This is a genomic window from Bacillus sp. 3G2, from assembly GCF_044324725.1.
GTDB classification, from domain to species: domain Bacteria; phylum Bacillota; class Bacilli; order Bacillales; family Bacillaceae_G; genus Bacillus_A; species Bacillus_A mobilis.
Genome location: NZ_CP172246.1, coordinates 32,501 through 48,647 on the forward strand (window position 1 = coordinate 32,501; position 16,147 = coordinate 48,647).

Genomic DNA, 16,147 nt, shown 5'->3' on the forward strand with positions numbered 1-16,147 from the left:
TGACACCTGCCCGGTGCTGGAAGGTTAAGGAGAGGGGTTAGCGTAAGCGAAGCTCTGAACTGAAGCCCCAGTAAACGGCGGCCGTAACTATAACGGTCCTAAGGTAGCGAAATTCCTTGTCGGGTAAGTTCCGACCCGCACGAAAGGTGTAACGATTTGGGCACTGTCTCAACCAGAGACTCGGTGAAATTATAGTACCTGTGAAGATGCAGGTTACCCGCGACAGGACGGAAAGACCCCGTGGAGCTTTACTGTAGCCTGATATTGAATTTTGGTACAGTTTGTACAGGATAGGCGGGAGCCATTGAAACCGGAGCGCTAGCTTCGGTGGAGGCGCTGGTGGGATACCGCCCTGACTGTATTGAAATTCTAACCTACGGGTCTTATCGACCCGGGAGACAGTGTCAGGTGGGCAGTTTGACTGGGGCGGTCGCCTCCTAAAGTGTAACGGAGGCGCCCAAAGGTTCCCTCAGAATGGTTGGAAATCATTCGTAGAGTGCAAAGGCATAAGGGAGCTTGACTGCGAGACCTACAAGTCGAGCAGGGACGAAAGTCGGGCTTAGTGATCCGGTGGTTCCGCATGGAAGGGCCATCGCTCAACGGATAAAAGCTACCCCGGGGATAACAGGCTTATCTCCCCCAAGAGTCCACATCGACGGGGAGGTTTGGCACCTCGATGTCGGCTCATCGCATCCTGGGGCTGTAGTCGGTCCCAAGGGTTGGGCTGTTCGCCCATTAAAGCGGTACGCGAGCTGGGTTCAGAACGTCGTGAGACAGTTCGGTCCCTATCCGTCGTGGGCGTAGGAAATTTGAGAGGAGCTGTCCTTAGTACGAGAGGACCGGGATGGACGCACCGCTGGTGTACCAGTTGTTCTGCCAAGGGCATAGCTGGGTAGCTATGTGCGGAAGGGATAAGTGCTGAAAGCATCTAAGCATGAAGCCCCCCTCAAGATGAGATTTCCCATAGCGTAAGCTAGTAAGATCCCTGAAAGATGATCAGGTTGATAGGTTCGAGGTGGAAGCATGGTGACATGTGGAGCTGACGAATACTAATAGATCGAGGACTTAACCATATAATATGTAGCAATGTTATCTAGTTTTGAAGGAATATGCCTTCATAGTTTGGTGATGATGGCAGAGAGGTCACACCCGTTCCCATACCGAACACGGAAGTTAAGCTCTCTAGCGCCGATGGTAGTTGGGACCTTGTCCCTGTGAGAGTAGGACGTCGCCAAGCAACTAAAAACACAAGTCTTTTGACTTGTGTTTTTTTGTGTTTTTAAACGGTACGTAAAAAGAAGTAATGATAATACAAACACGTTGCCCAAGGATTAATCATATTATATAAGAGATTGATGTATATTTTTCTGTAAATTGTTAAGGAATAGGAGTATAAAATATGTCCATTTAAATAGGGAGGGAAGGATATGAAATCAAAAAATGAAGTTTGTATTGTATGTGAGACAGAAAGAAAAGAAGGGATATATGTTTATAATAATTTAATATGTTATGAATGTGAAAAAGATATGGTGAATACGGAGACAAATGATCCGAAGTATATATATTATTTAAAACAGCTTCGGAAATTAGAAGTATCATATTTTTAAATAGGCATATGCCTATTATTTTTTTTGTTCTGTATAATAGAGAAAGAATGAAATAATAAGGAAGAGATATAGATGAATCAAAATCGCATACCTTTATATGAGGCATTAATAGAGTTTAAAGAAAGAGGGCCGTTGTCCTTTCATGTTCCAGGTCATAAAAATGGTTTAAACTTCCCTCAGGAGGCAGTAGAGGAGTTTAAAGATATACTATCTATCGATGTAACTGAGTTGTCAGGGTTAGATGATTTACATAGCCCGTTTGAATGTATAGATGAGGCACAACAATTATTAGCTGATGTATATGAAGTGGAAAAAAGTTATTTTTTAATTAATGGTTCAACAGTGGGGAACTTAGCAATGATTTTGTCTTGTTGCGGGGAACACGATATTGTTCTTGTACAAAGAAATTGTCATAAATCGATTATTAATGGTTTAAAATTAGCGGGAGCAAATCCAATTTTTTTAGATCCATGGATTGATGAAGCTTATAACGTACCAGTGGGAATTCATGATGAAATTATTAAGGAAGCAATTGAAAAATATCCAAATGCTAAAGCACTTATTTTAACGCATCCTAATTATTATGGTATGGGGATGGATCTAGAGACAAGCATCGCTTATGCACATGCACATAAAATCCCCGTTTTAGTAGATGAAGCACATGGAGCTCATTTTTGTTTAGGGGGAGCATTTCCAAAGTCAGCATTAGCATATGGTGCAGATATTGTAGTTCATTCTGCACATAAAACATTACCCGCCATGACGATGGGATCCTATTTACATATAAATAGTCGCCTAGTGAAAGAAGAAAAAGTTTCTACTTATTTAAGTATGCTACAATCTAGTAGTCCATCGTATCCAATTATGACTTCTCTTGATATTGCACGCTTTACAATAGCGCGTATAAAAGAAAAGGGCCATGATGAAATTGTCGAGTTTTTACGGGGATTTAAAGAAAAATTGTGTTCTATTCCACAAATAGCTATTTTACAATATCCATTACAAGACGAGTTAAAGGTAACCGTACAGACACGTTGTCAGTTATCAGGATACGAATTACAGTCTGTATTTGAAAAGGTCGGTATATATACAGAAATGGCGGATCCATATAATGTCCTATTTATTTTGCCCTTGCAAGTAAATAAGGAGTATATGAAGGCTATAGAGATGATCCGAGAGGCATTGCAATATTATGAGGTGAAAGACAAGAAGGAATCTATTCGTTATACTTATAAAGGAGAAATTTCTCCTTTACCGTATACATATAAACAACTGGAAGGATATGAAACAAAAGTAGTATCTGTAGAAGAAGCAGTTGGGATGATAGCGGCAGAGATGGTGATTCCATATCCACCTGGAATTCCATTGATTATGTATGGAGAAAGAATTACTTCAGAACATAAAGAGCAAATTATGTATTTAGAGAAAGCAGGCGCTCGTTTTCAAGGCAGTGCGAAATATATGAAAGTGTATGATATAGAAAGTGGGTTTTAGGATGAAGGGATTATTTGTAACAATTGAAGGTCCAGAAGGTTCTGGTAAGACAACGTTAATTCAAAGTTTATTGCCATACTTTGAACAAAAGGAACAGAAGGTAATGGCGACGAGAGAACCAGGTGGTATTGCAATTTCTGAGGATATTAGAACGATTTTACATAAAAAAGAATATACGATGATGGAAGCACGTACAGAGGCGCTTCTGTATGCTGCTGCACGTAGACAACATTTGGTGGAAAAGGTTATGCCAGCGCTTAACGAGGACTACCTTGTATTATGCGATCGTTTTATAGATAGCTCTTTAGCGTATCAAGGATATGCAAGAGGATTAGGTATGGATAAAGTATTTGAAATCAATCGTTTCGCAACTGAGGACTGTATGCCTAGTCTAACGATTTACTTAGACATTGAACCAGAGATTGGTTTAGCCCGAATTGAAAAAGATGCAGGACGTGAAGTGAATCGATTAGATATGGAAGATATCTCTTTCCATAAACGTGTGCGTGAAGGATATTTACAAGTTGTAGAACGTTTCTCAGATCGTATTGTATTAGTAAATGCTGATCAACCAATGGAAAAACTTATAGAAGAAGTTGTTCAGATTATAGAAGATAAATTGTTATAATAGAAGGAAAGAATGAAATAAGTGAGGTATGCATTATGACAAAGACGTGGGAGCAGCTTTCTGCTATACAACCCATCGGTGTAAAAATGTTGATGAATAGCATTGCAAAAGGGCGTATATCCCACGCTTACTTGTTAGAGGGAGGGAAAGGGACAGGAAAGTTTGCGACGGCAATTCAAATGGCAAAGAGTTTCCTCTGTTCTCAGCGGAATGGGGTAGAGCCTTGTCATGTATGTACAAATTGTAAGCGAATTGATTCAGGTAACCACCCGAACTTACATATTGTAAAACCAGACGGATTATCTATTAAGAAGCAACAAATTCATGATTTACAAGAAGAGTTTTCAAAAACAGGATTAGAGGCAAATAAAAAAGTATATATTATTGAGCACGCAGACCGCATGACAGCAAATGCAGCGAATACACTCTTGAAATTTTTAGAAGAACCGAGCAGTGATACAACAGCTATTTTACTTACTGAACAAAGTCATCAAATTTTAAATACGATTTTATCTCGCTGTCAAGTTGTTACATTTAGACCATTACCTACGGAATCTTTAATTAGAAGATTACAGGATGAAGGTATTACGGCATCTTTATCAACACTTGCTGCACAACTCACGAATAGTTTTGATGAAGCTTTAGCTTTATGTAGTGATGAATGGTTTGCACAAGCACGAGCTTTAGTGATAAAATTATGTGAAGCGCTCGAAAAGGATAAAGCCTCTATTTTTTTTGTACAAGAAAAATGGGGAAAACACTTTGGAGAGAAAGAACAATTACAGCAAGGTTTAGATATGTTACTCCTTATTTATAAGGATTTATTATATGTTCAACTTGGAGAAGAAGATCGTCTTGTTTTTCATGAGCAGAAAGAGATGTTTGAATCTTTCTCCTATGCTCAGAAGCGCATTGTATCAGCTCTCTTTAATATATTAGAGGCAAAAAATAGAATCAACGCTAATGTAAATGCGCAGCTTGTGTTCGAACAGTTAGTGTTGCGGTTGCAGGAGGGATGACCGTTTTGTATGATGTAGTAGGTGTTCGCTTTAAGAAGGCCGGAAAGGTGTACTATTTTGATCCGAACCAGTTCGATATCTCTGAAAATGAGTTTGTAATTGTAGAAACGGTAAGAGGTATTGAATACGGAAAAGTAGTTATTACCAAAAAGCAAGTTGATGAAAACGACGTTGTATTACCGCTAAAAAAGGTTATTCGTATTGCAAATGAAAATGATCGTACCATTGTTGAAGAGAACAAACATGCTGCGAAAGAAGCATATCAAGTTTGTCAGCAAAAGGTAGTAGAGCATAATCTTGATATGAAACTTGTAGATGTAGAGTATACGTTCGATCGTAATAAGATTATTTTCTACTTTACTGCGGATGGTCGGATTGATTTCCGAGAACTGGTGAAGGACTTAGCAGCAATTTTTAGGACAAGAATTGAACTAAGACAAATTGGTGTTCGTGATGAAGCGAAGATGCTTGGTGGTATTGGTCCGTGTGGTCGTATGCTTTGTTGTTCTACTTTTTTAGGTGATTTTGAACCTGTATCTATTAAGATGGCAAAGGATCAAAATTTATCATTAAATCCTGCAAAAATCTCTGGTTTATGTGGTCGTTTAATGTGTTGCTTAAAATATGAGAATGATGAATATGAGGCAGCAAAGGAACAACTTCCTGATTTAGATCAACGTATACAAACCCCGCATGGTACTGGCCGTGTTATCGGATTAAATATTTTAGAAAGATTAATTCAAGTGGAACTAGTAGACAAGGAACGGATAGTAGAATATACGTTAGATGAGTTAGTGAATAAAGGGGTCGTTTCGAGTCAAACCACAGATTAATGAGGTGGGTGCTTGTGGAGAAAAAAGATATTTTTGCATCGGTTTCTAGTATGGAAGAGCAAATTGGACATTTATACAAACAGTTGGGAGAATTAAAACAACATCTTGCAGAGTTGTTGGAAGAAAACCAACATATAAAAATGGAAAATGAAAATTTGCGACGCCGTTTTGAAGAAGTGCAGATTAAAGAAAAACAAAAAACTCAAAAACGTAAAGAAGTGAAGCCGAAGACAGCTGATATTGGTGAAGGCTACGATAATTTAGCAAGACTATATCAAGAAGGTTTTCATATTTGTAATCTGCATTATGGAAGTGTACGTAAAGAGGGAGATTGTTTATTCTGCCTGTCATTTTTAAATAAAAAGTGAAATTACCTTTCCAATGATAATTGGAAAGGTAATTTTTTATACATGAGAGTAGAATGAAATATGTTTTTTATTAGTAGAAGATGAAATAGGGTAGGTTAAGTGTAAGAAAAGGAGTAACATATGAATTTATATGAAGATGAACGTTTAGATTACTTATTAGCGCAAGATATGAAGATCGTACAAAGCCCATCAGTATTTAATTTTTCGTTAGATGCTGTTTTACTTGCAGACTTTGCTTGGGTGCCAATTCAAAAAGGTAATTTACTTGATTTGTGTACAGGTAATGCAGTTGTGCCTCTTCTATTAAGTACAAAAACGAAAGGGAATATTACAGGTGTGGAAATTCAAGAACGTTTATATGATATGGGAATCAGAAGCGTTCAATACAATAAGTTAGAAGAAAGAATTCACTTAATACACGGGGATTTGAAAGATATGCCGGAGAAACTTGGACGTCATCAATATGATGTTGTCACATGTAATCCGCCTTATTTTCAAACACCTGCAACGTCTGAGAAAAATATGAATGAACATTTAGCGATAGCTCGCCATGAAATTATGTGTACATTAGAGGATGTTGTATCTGCAAGTAGTCAGCTAGTAAAGCAAGGCGGGAAAGTAGCATTTGTACATCGTCCAGGCCGTTTGCTAGATATTGTTACATTAATGCGTAAATACAAAATTGAACCAAAGCGTGTACGGTTTGTTTATCCAAAGGCAGGGAAAGAAGCGAATACGTTGTTAATTGAAGGAATTAAGGACGGAAACGCGGATTTGAAAATATTGCCACCTCTTTTTGTATATGAAGAAAATAATGAATATACAAAGGAGATTCGTTCAATTTTATATGGAGAAGAATAAGCATTGTTTTTATGTAGTAGAGTGCTCTGACGGAAGCTATTATGCTGGATATACAAATCATATAGAGAAGCGGATTCAGACACATAATAGCGGAAAGGGAGCTAGGTATACGCGTGCTAGACTTCCAGTTGTTTTAAAATATATAGAATTTCATGAAGATAAGCGTACAGCTATGCAAGCAGAGTACTATTTTAAGCAATTAAATAGAAAACAAAAAGAAGAATATATGCAAAAAGGAGAACGCTATGTGGCAACAAAAAAGCTTTCAACAAAATGAAAAGGGAGTTTTATATTTAGTACCAACTCCTATTGGAAATTTAGAAGATATGACATTTCGTGCAATCCGAATTTTAAAAGAAGCTGATTTAATTGCTGCTGAAGATACGAGACAAACGAAAAAACTTTGTAATTACTTCGAAATTGAAACACCTGTTATGAGTTACCATGAGCATAATAAGGAAGTAAGTGGGAAGAAAATATTAGATAAGTTAGACGAAGGAAAGACAGTAGCACTTGTTAGTGATGCTGGTATGCCTTGTATTTCAGATCCAGGTTACGATATTGTTGTAGAGGCTGTAGCGGAACACTATCATGTTATCCCGCTTCCTGGGGCAAATGCAGCCCTTACAGCGTTAATAGCGTCAGGTCTTGAAACAAAACAATTTTATTTCTATGGATTTTTACAAAGAAATAAAAAAGAAAGAAAAATGGAGCTAGAAAAGCTTCGTTATGTACAAACTACAATGATGTTTTATGAAGCGCCTCATCGTTTAGATGATACTTTAATCTCGATGCAAGAAGTGCTGGGAAATAGAGAAATTGTATTATGTCGAGAGTTAACGAAAAAATTCGAGGAATTTATTCGTGGAACAGTCGAGGAAGCCATTGAGTGGACGAAACAAAATGAAGTTCGTGGCGAGTTTTGTATTTTAGTAGCTGGTTCAACGGAAGAACCTGCCCCAGAAGAACAATGGTGGGAATCTATTTCGGTATATGATCATATTGAACATTATATAAATGAAAAAGGTATGAATTCAAAAGAGGCGATAAAAACAGTCGCTAAAGATCGAGATTTGTCGAAACGCGATGTATATCAAACCTATCATGTCGATAAAAAATAAGCTTCTCATAATTGAGAAGCTTATTTTGCTGTTTCGATATAATCTTGAAGTTCGTTTAAGATTTGCTCAGCGCCTTCTTTGCTTAAGATAATTTTACCTTCAGCTAAAGATAGGTTACCATCAGATACTTCGCCAGTTACTTGGCAAGTCATGTTTGGCTTATATTTTTTTAAGATGATTTTCTCGTCATCAACGTAGATTTCAAGAGCATCCTTTTCTGCAATACCTAAAGTACGGCGTAATTCGATTGGAATTACTACACGACCTAATTCATCAACTTTACGAACGATACCAGTAGATTTCATAATTCTTTTCCTCCTAAAGAAATAGTTTATAAGTTTCGAGTCTATTTTCTAGATTCGTCATTTTTCGACAAAATACCCTATGGACATATGATACCAATCATTTACATTTCCGTCAATTCTTAAATTCTATATTTTTTAAAAAGATTTATAGATTTCTTACTTCTTATATATAATAGAATGTGAGTAATTTCTACTATTATTTCACTTTATTTTCAGAAAAGTTTATAAATTTAAGTGGAGATTGTATATTTTCTCGAAATATGAGTAATAGATGATAAAGGTACTAGATATTAACTCGTTTTTTATCCCGAGTTAACGAGCGGTAAGATTCCCATTTCAAACCTCGGTTGGAGGAAAGAAGTCAAGTGAGGATCGGGCTGCTCGTAAAAGCCCAATTGGTGCGGGCTAATAATCCGCGGGAGTGAACAAAACCCTACTGATTAAAGTTTCACTTTATATATAAGTTTTTGATATACTGTTTATAAATACATATGAGGTTATCCGGGAGGTCCAAAACAATGACAGAGGAAAACAAGTCCTTTTATATTACTACCCCAATTTATTATCCAAGTGGAAAATTACACATTGGACATGCTTATACGACAGTAGCAGGAGATGCGATGGCACGATATAAGCGTATGCAAGGATATAATGTTCATTATTTAACAGGAACTGATGAGCATGGACAGAAGATCCAAAAAAAAGCAGAAGAATTAAACGTTACACCACAAGCATATGTGGATAACATCGTTGCAGGAATTAAAGAACTTTGGGAGAAGATGGATATCTCTTATGATGATTTTATTCGTACAACTGAAGATCGTCATAAAGATGTTGTTGAAAAAATCTTCAAGCAACTAGTAGATCAAGGTGATATTTATCTTGATGAATATGAAGGTTGGTATTCTGTACAAGATGAGACATTCTATACAGCACATCAATTAGTAGATCCAATTATGGAAGGTGACAAAGTAGTTGGAGGAAAAAGCCCAGATAGTGGTCATGATGTAGAACTTGTTCGTGAAGAATCGTATTTCTTTAGAATGGGTAAATATGTCGACAGACTATTAAAATTCTATGAAGATAATCCACATTTCATTCAGCCAGAGTCTCGCAAGAATGAAATGATTAATAACTTTATCAAACCAGGCTTAGAAGATTTAGCTGTTTCTCGTACTTCATTTGACTGGGGAGTTCGTGTTCCAGGCAACCCAAAACACGTTATTTACGTATGGGTTGACGCATTATCTAACTACATTACAGCATTAGGTTATGGAACAGAGAATGAAGAGATGTATAAGAAGTTCTGGCCGGCTGATGTGCACTTAGTTGGAAAAGAAATCGTTCGTTTCCATACAATTTATTGGCCAATCATTTTAATGGCATTAGATTTACCTCTTCCGAAAAAAGTCTTTGCTCATGGTTGGATTTTAATGAAGGATGGAAAGATGAGTAAGTCAAAAGGAAACGTAGTAGATCCAGTTACATTAATCGATCGTTACGGATTAGATGCATTACGTTATTACTTACTTCGTGAAGTTCCATTCGGATCTGATGGCGTATTCACACCAGAAGGATTCGTGGAGCGTATTAATTTCGATTTAGCAAATGACTTAGGTAACTTATTGAATCGTACAGTAGCGATGATTGATAAGTACTTTAACGGAGAAATCCCTGCATTTAAAGCAAATGTAACGGAATTCGATGAAACGTTAGTAACGTTTGCACAGGATACATTGAAAAAAGTAGAAGAAGCAATGGAGAATATGGAATTTTCTGTAGCGTTAAGCTCAATTTGGCAATTGGTTAGCCGTACGAATAAATATATTGATGAAACACAACCTTGGGTATTAGCAAAAGATGAGAATGATCGTGAAAAGTTAGCTTCTGTAATGGCCCATTTAGCAGAAGTACTTCGTCAAACAGGTATTATGCTTATGCCATTCTTAACAGTAGCACCAAGCAAGATGTTTGCTCAGCTTGGCCTTACTGATGAAGCGCATAAGTCTTGGGAAAGTCTATCTACAGTTGGCTGTATTCCAGCTGGAACAAAAGTAGAAAAGGGACAACCAATTTTCCCACGTTTAGAAATGGAAGTAGAGGTAGAGTACATTAAAGAACAAATGAAAGCCTCTGCTCCTAAAGTAGAAGAGAAAAAAGAAGAAGAACCGAAGGCAGAAGAAATTACAATTGATGATTTCTTTAAAGTAGAATTACGCGTAGCTGAAGTACTATCTGCTGAGCCTGTGAAAAAAGCAGATAAGTTGTTAAAAATCCAGCTAGATTTAGGTACAGAAAAGCGTCAAGTTGTTTCTGGAATTGCAAAATTCTATTCACCAGAAGACCTAAAAGGTAAAAAGGTTATTTGTGTAACAAACTTAAAACCTGTAAAATTACGCGGTGAATTATCACAAGGTATGATTTTAGCGGGTGAAGAGAATGGCGTATTGTCATTAGCAACAATTGATCAAAATCTACCAAATGGTACAAAAATTAAGTAATTAAGACAAGAAAAGAGATGTTTCACGTGTAACATGTGTGAAGCGTCTTTTTTCTTTTTACATTCTCAATTTTTGCATTAAAATTGTAGTATTGTTATCGTTAAGTTAGTAAAGAGCTTATTTGTGTAGAATAAACTTGATTTCAATATAAAAGGAGTTATGTATGATGTTGTTTGATACACATTCACATTTGAATGCAGAGCAATTTGAAGAAGATTTGCAAGAAGTTATTGCACGAATGAAAGAAGTGGGAGTTACTTATACAGTTGTTGTTGGTTTTGATGAAGTAACGATAAAAAAGGCGATTGAATTAGCTGAAACCTATGATTTTATTTACGCTGCAGTTGGATGGCATCCAGTTGATGCAATCGACATGACGGAAGAACATTTAGCTTGGTTAGAAGAACTCGCTTCCCATCCTAAAGTTGTTGCACTTGGAGAAATGGGCTTAGATTATCACTGGGATAAGTCTCCAAAAGAAATACAGAAGGAAGTATTCCGTAAACAAATTGCATTAGCCAAAAAGGTGAAATTGCCGATTATTATACATAACCGCGATGCAACTCAAGATATTGTTGATATTCTAGAAGAAGAGAATGCGGCTGAAGTGGGAGGCATTATGCATTGCTTTAGTGGCAGTGTAGAAGTAGCAGAGCGATGTGTTGATATGAACTTTTTAATTTCGTTAGGCGGACCAGTTACATTTAAAAATGCTAAGAAACCGAAAGAGGTTGCTGCGGAGATTCCGTTAGAGAAATTGTTAATAGAGACGGACTGTCCATATTTAACACCACATCCATTTCGAGGGAAACGAAATGAACCGAGTTATGTAAAACTCGTAGCAGAAGAAATTGCGAACTTAAAAGGAATTTCTTATGAGGAAGTAGCAGAAGTAACAACAAAAAATGCAAAAGCTTTATTTGGTGTTGAATAAAAAGGAGTGGGAGAACCCATTCTTTTTTTATTTTTGTGAAAAAAGAATGGCGAATGAGGAAGTGTTACAATAAGGAGAGAGAACAAAGTTTTGGACATTCTATTTTTTAAAATGTAAGAATGGGGAAAATAATAATGGAAAAGTCGTCATTTTTTTGTTTTACTAAGTAGAGACGAAACGAGTGTGGAGGCAAGCATGAAAATTAAAGAGATTATCGTTGTAGAAGGTAAAGATGATACAGTTGCGATTAAGCGTGCTGTTGATGCGGATACAATTGAAACGAACGGTTCAGCAATCGGTGATCATGTTATTGAGCAAGTTAAATTAGCGCTGCAAAAACGAGGCGTTATTATTTTTACAGATCCGGATTATCCTGGAGAGCGTATTCGAAAAATTATTTCTGATAAGGTTCCTGGATGTAAACATGCTTTTTTACCGAAGGAAGAAGCACTTGCTAAAAGGAAAAAAGGTGTCGGAATTGAGCATGCTTCTAATGAATCAATTCGCCGTGCTTTAGAGAATATACATGAAGAAATGGAAGCTTACACAAGTGAAATTAGTTGGAGCGATCTAGTCGATGCAGGCTTAGTGGGCGGAGAAATGGCAAAGAGTCGCAGAGAAAGAATGGGTAAGCTATTAAAGATTGGTTATACAAACGCAAAACAGTTACATAAACGTTTACAAATGTTTCAAGTTTCAAAAGAAGCATTTGCAGAAGCTTATAAGCAAGTCATACAGGAGGAAAGAAAATGAAGGATATCGCAACGCCAAATCGTACGAAAGATATTGTTGAAAAGTACGGATTTTCATTCAAAAAAAGTTTAGGACAAAATTTTTTAATTGATACGAATGTATTAAATCGTATCGTTGATCACGCTGAAATTGGTTCAGAAAGTGGTGCAATTGAAATTGGACCAGGTATCGGTGCATTAACAGAACAATTAGCGAAGCGTGCTAAAAAAGTAGTGGCTTTTGAAATTGATCAGAGACTATTACCGATTTTAGATGAGACGTTAGCTCCATATAGCAACGTTACAGTTATCAATAAAGATGTACTAAAGGCAGATGTACATGAGGTGTTTAGTGAGCAATTTGAGGAAGGGCAAGATGTAATGGTAGTAGCTAACTTACCATACTATATTACAACGCCAATTTTATTTAAATTGCTGGAAGAGAAATTACCAGTTCGTGGATTTGTTGTTATGATGCAAAAAGAAGTGGGAGATCGTTTAGCTGCTAAGCCTGGAACGAAAGAGTATGGTTCTTTATCCATTGCTATTCAGTATTATACAGAGGTAGAAACGGTTATGACTGTACCGCGTACAGTGTTTGTGCCACAACCAAATGTTGATTCTGCGATTATTCGTCTTCTGAAGCGTCCGAAACCAGTTGTAGAAGTAACAGATGAGACATTCTTCTTTGAAGTAGTACGAGCAAGTTTTGCACAGCGTCGTAAAACTTTAATGAATAATTTATCAAATAATTTAAATGGTTTCCCGAAAGATAAAGAGCTGTTGGATCGAATTTTAACAGAAGTAGGAATTGATCCGAAACGAAGAGGCGAAACGCTATCTATCGAGGAGTTTGCAACATTAAGTAATGCATTAGTTCTTCATAAATTGTCATAAGAATACAAAAGGGACAGTTCAACTTGAACTGTCCCTTTTGTCACCTTTCCTCTCCTACATTCATACTTTAAAAACAGGTAAGATGGCCTAACGAGTTTGGAGGTAGGAGAATGGCTTTACATGTTGGAGAATTAGTGGAACGATATTCTCATAAGAGGGATATTCTTTTTCGTATTATAGAAATAAAAGGCGAGATAGCTATATTATTTGGAGAGGAAATTAGACTGGTGGCAGATGCGCCACTTGAAGATTTAGTTAGTATAGATCAACGAGAACATAAAAAAAGAGCGAAGCGTGAGAAAGAAACGATGGAGCGTACGTATCGTTTGTTTCAACAAGATTATGTATTAATGAAACAAAGGCATGAACACACTTCAACGGGTGGATACACAAGTGAGGTGAATTATTTTCAAATGCCAGGACGTGTATTGCATATAGATGGAGACCCGTTATATTTGCGCAAGTGCTTAGACTTATATAATAAAATTGGTGTTCCTGTACAAGGTATTCATTGTAAAGAAACAGAGATGCATGAAAAGGTAGTAGATTTAATAGATCATTTTCGCCCGGACATTTTAGTTATTACAGGGCACGATGCATATACAAAATCAAAAGGGGTAAAGGGAGATTTAGCAGCATATAGACATTCAAGGCATTTTGTACAGGCTGTTCGAGAAGTGAGAAAAAAATATCCATCATTGGATCAACTCGTTATTTTTGCCGGGGCATGCCAATCACACTTTGAAGCGTTAATTCGAGCTGGTGCTAATTTTGCTAGTTCACCATCTAGAATTAATATTCACGCACTAGATCCTGTATATGTGGTGGGTAAAATTAGTTTTACGTCCTTTATGGAGAGAGTCAATGTATGGGATGTTGTACGTAATACGATTACTGGCGAGAAGGGACTTGGCGGGATTGAGACGAGGGGGATTTTACGAACTGGATTACCCTTTCAACATTATGAAGAATAAGCAAGGTACATATGTATCTTGCTTTTTTGTATGGGAAGGATTTAAATCAGCTTGGATAAAAAGAGAGAAGAACGCACAGACTACATAATGATACTTTTACAATATAGTATTTCTTCTATCTATTCGAACGCATAATGCTTTTATAATGATATTGTCTGTGAGTTGCGGTTAATAATTGGGATAGATATATCGTGTTTTAAGTGTTCAATCTAAATTACAGCGAGGTGTAACGAAGTATATGTCAAAACGTTTAGATGAAATTAAAAGCGAATTAGATCACCATCTTGGAGAGAGACTGATGTTAAAGGCAAATAGTGGGAGAAGAAAAACAGTAGAGCAATCAGGTGTACTTGCAGAAACGTACCGTTCTGTTTTTGTTGTACAATTGGATCAGCAAGAAGATGCGTTACAACGTGTATCGTATAGCTATGCGGATGTTTTAACAGAGACAGTAGAGTTAACATTTTATGGTGAACCTCATAATGAAGTGATTTTATAATTGATGTATCGTTACATATATTCCCACAAATGAAAAGCTATATTATTTTGCATACTAATTATACCGTAGCAAAATAAGGAGGGACTCTGCATTGAGTAGACGAAGAGGTGTCATGTCAAATCAATTTAAAGAAGAGCTTGCAAAAGAGCTAGGCTTTTATGATGTTGTTCAGAAAGAAGGATGGGGCGGAATTCGTGCGAAAGATGCTGGTAACATGGTGAAACGTGCTATAGAAATTGCAGAACAGCAATTAATGAAACAAAACCAGTAGTTGTAAGATACTTTCTATGCTACGGTAGCCGAGGAGTGATTCCTCGGCTTTTTGTACTCTAAAAGGTGCCATCATTTTACATAAGTAGTTTCATTCTGAATGCTTTTCGTTATAATTAGGGAAGTGTCATCGTCTTACTATAAATTTATGGTAAAATAAACGATAAAAGATTGAGTACATAGAGTGGGTGAATAGATTGAAGCTACTAGTGAAAGCACCAGCAAAGATTAATCTGTCGTTAGATGTACTGGGAAAAAGACAAGACGGATATCATGAAGTGAAAATGATTATGACAACAATTGATTTAGCGGATCGTTTAGAACTAATGGAATTAGCAGAAGACCGTATTGAAATTTTATCCCATAATCGGTATGTCCCAGACGACCAAAGAAATTTAGCTTATCAAGCAGCGAGATTATTAAAAGAGAAGTTTAATGTAAAAAAAGGCGTATCTATTACTATTGAAAAAACGATTCCAGTAGCAGCTGGATTAGCAGGTGGAAGTAGTGATGCAGCAGCGACATTACGTGGCCTTAATAAATTATGGAATTTAGGGCTTACAATTGACCAGTTAGCAGAGCTGGGCGCAGAAATCGGATCAGATGTATCGTTTTGCGTATATGGTGGGACAGCAATTGCCACTGGAAGAGGAGAGCAAATTGAGCACATAAAAACTCCACCTTCTTGTTGGGTTATTTTAGCAAAACCCCATATTGGTGTATCTACTGCTGATGTGTATGGAAATTTAAAGTTAAATCGAGTTACACATCCAAATGTAGATAAAATGGTTGATGTCATAAATGCCGGGGATTACAAAGGCATTTGTGATACTGTTGGTAACGTTTTAGAAGATGTAACGTTTGCGATGCATCCTGAAGTTGCACGTATTAAGGCACAGATGAAGCGATTTGGGGCGGATGCCGTATTAATGAGTGGAAGTGGCCCAACTGTATTTGGCCTTGTGCACCACGATTCGCGAATGCATCGTATATATAACGGATTAAAAGGATTTTGTGAACAAGTATATGCAGTACGTTTATTGGGAGAGCGAGAAACGCTTGAATAAAGACGTATAATACGGTATGATTTGTTTAGAATATTCGT

General features: G+C 36.9%; 18 protein-coding genes and 2 rRNA genes (1 of these 20 only partly in view). 19 read left to right on the forward strand and 1 reads right to left on the reverse strand.

Annotated elements, in window-relative coordinates; translation table 11 throughout:
- The 11 genes from ACHZK0_RS00165 to rsmI form a co-directional block, all read left to right on the forward strand.
- Positions 1–1,073, forward strand: a 23S ribosomal RNA gene (locus tag ACHZK0_RS00165) (it extends 1,849 nt beyond the left edge of the window).
- A gap of 48 nt (positions 1,074–1,121) precedes the next feature.
- A 5S ribosomal RNA gene (gene rrf, locus ACHZK0_RS00170) occupies positions 1,122–1,237 on the forward strand.
- A 190-nt stretch (positions 1,238–1,427) separates the two neighbouring features.
- Entirely contained in the window at positions 1,428–1,607 is a 180-nt protein-coding gene (locus ACHZK0_RS00175; protein WP_061678926.1) for a sigma factor G inhibitor Gin, read from the forward strand.
- 72 nt (positions 1,608–1,679) lie between these two features.
- Positions 1,680–3,101 (forward strand): aminotransferase class I/II-fold pyridoxal phosphate-dependent enzyme, encoded by a 1,422-nt coding sequence (locus ACHZK0_RS00180; protein WP_395761063.1) that lies wholly within the window; start codon positions 1,680–1,682, stop codon positions 3,099–3,101.
- A 1-nt stretch (position 3,102) separates the two neighbouring features.
- A complete protein-coding gene (tmk, locus tag ACHZK0_RS00185) occupies positions 3,103–3,729 on the forward strand; it encodes a dTMP kinase (RefSeq protein WP_097819353.1) in 627 nt (208 codons plus the stop codon).
- A gap of 35 nt (positions 3,730–3,764) precedes the next feature.
- Positions 3,765–4,748 (forward strand): DNA polymerase III subunit delta', encoded by a 984-nt coding sequence (gene holB, locus ACHZK0_RS00190; protein WP_262742145.1) that lies wholly within the window; start codon positions 3,765–3,767, stop codon positions 4,746–4,748.
- Between the two features lie 5 nt (positions 4,749–4,753).
- The gene (locus ACHZK0_RS00195) at positions 4,754–5,581 is read left to right on the forward strand and encodes a PSP1 domain-containing protein (protein WP_000272429.1); all 828 of its coding nucleotides are present in this window, start codon (positions 4,754–4,756) and stop codon (positions 5,579–5,581) included.
- A 14-nt stretch (positions 5,582–5,595) separates the two neighbouring features.
- Positions 5,596–5,949 (forward strand): DNA replication initiation control protein YabA, encoded by a 354-nt coding sequence (gene yabA / locus ACHZK0_RS00200; protein ID WP_262742144.1) that lies wholly within the window; start codon positions 5,596–5,598, stop codon positions 5,947–5,949.
- A gap of 120 nt (positions 5,950–6,069) precedes the next feature.
- Positions 6,070–6,810: a tRNA1(Val) (adenine(37)-N6)-methyltransferase gene (locus ACHZK0_RS00205; RefSeq protein WP_262742143.1), complete on the forward strand. Its 741-nt coding sequence runs from the start codon at positions 6,070–6,072 to the stop codon at positions 6,808–6,810.
- Positions 6,797–7,087, forward strand: coding sequence for a GIY-YIG nuclease family protein (locus tag ACHZK0_RS00210; RefSeq protein WP_000414343.1), 291 nt, complete (start codon positions 6,797–6,799; stop codon positions 7,085–7,087). Before ACHZK0_RS00205 ends, ACHZK0_RS00210 begins: the two co-directional genes overlap by 14 nt.
- The gene (gene rsmI, locus ACHZK0_RS00215) at positions 7,056–7,931 is read left to right on the forward strand and encodes a 16S rRNA (cytidine(1402)-2'-O)-methyltransferase (protein ID WP_262742142.1); all 876 of its coding nucleotides are present in this window, start codon (positions 7,056–7,058) and stop codon (positions 7,929–7,931) included. Before ACHZK0_RS00210 ends, rsmI begins: the two co-directional genes overlap by 32 nt.
- Before the next feature lie 20 nt (positions 7,932–7,951).
- Here rsmI and ACHZK0_RS00220 read toward each other — a convergent pair whose 3' ends face one another.
- Entirely contained in the window at positions 7,952–8,236 is a 285-nt protein-coding gene (locus tag ACHZK0_RS00220) for an AbrB/MazE/SpoVT family DNA-binding domain-containing protein (protein ID WP_000843036.1), read from the reverse strand.
- 518 nt (positions 8,237–8,754) lie between these two features.
- Between ACHZK0_RS00220 and metG the strand changes: the two genes are divergently transcribed.
- From metG to ispE, 8 genes are all read left to right on the forward strand, one after another.
- Positions 8,755–10,737 carry a methionine--tRNA ligase gene (metG, locus tag ACHZK0_RS00225; RefSeq protein WP_000134145.1) on the forward strand — a complete coding sequence of 661 codons (1,983 nt, stop codon included), beginning with the start codon at positions 8,755–8,757 and terminating at the stop codon, positions 10,735–10,737.
- A gap of 166 nt (positions 10,738–10,903) precedes the next feature.
- Entirely contained in the window at positions 10,904–11,671 is a 768-nt protein-coding gene (locus ACHZK0_RS00230) for a TatD family hydrolase (RefSeq protein WP_262742148.1), read from the forward strand.
- Positions 11,672–11,866: 195 nt separating this feature from the next.
- Positions 11,867–12,424 carry a ribonuclease M5 gene (gene rnmV / locus ACHZK0_RS00235; protein ID WP_048562636.1) on the forward strand — a complete coding sequence of 186 codons (558 nt, stop codon included), beginning with the start codon at positions 11,867–11,869 and terminating at the stop codon, positions 12,422–12,424.
- Positions 12,421–13,299, forward strand: a complete 879-nt coding sequence (gene rsmA, locus ACHZK0_RS00240; RefSeq protein ID WP_000651555.1) for a 16S rRNA (adenine(1518)-N(6)/adenine(1519)-N(6))-dimethyltransferase RsmA — start codon at positions 12,421–12,423, stop codon at positions 13,297–13,299. Before rnmV ends, rsmA begins: the two co-directional genes overlap by 4 nt.
- Positions 13,300–13,409: 110 nt before the next feature.
- Positions 13,410–14,273 (forward strand): sporulation peptidase YabG, encoded by an 864-nt coding sequence (gene yabG / locus ACHZK0_RS00245; protein WP_061678918.1) that lies wholly within the window; start codon positions 13,410–13,412, stop codon positions 14,271–14,273.
- A 238-nt stretch (positions 14,274–14,511) separates the two neighbouring features.
- Positions 14,512–14,772 carry a biofilm formation stimulator Veg gene (gene veg / locus ACHZK0_RS00250; RefSeq protein WP_061678917.1) on the forward strand — a complete coding sequence of 87 codons (261 nt, stop codon included), beginning with the start codon at positions 14,512–14,514 and terminating at the stop codon, positions 14,770–14,772.
- 91 nt (positions 14,773–14,863) lie between these two features.
- A complete protein-coding gene (gene sspF / locus ACHZK0_RS00255; protein ID WP_001985066.1) occupies positions 14,864–15,043 on the forward strand; it encodes an acid-soluble spore protein SspF in 180 nt (59 codons plus the stop codon).
- Positions 15,044–15,239: 196 nt separating this feature from the next.
- A complete protein-coding gene (gene ispE / locus ACHZK0_RS00260; RefSeq protein WP_000772099.1) occupies positions 15,240–16,109 on the forward strand; it encodes a 4-(cytidine 5'-diphospho)-2-C-methyl-D-erythritol kinase in 870 nt (289 codons plus the stop codon).
- Positions 16,110–16,147: the final 38 nt, after the last annotated feature.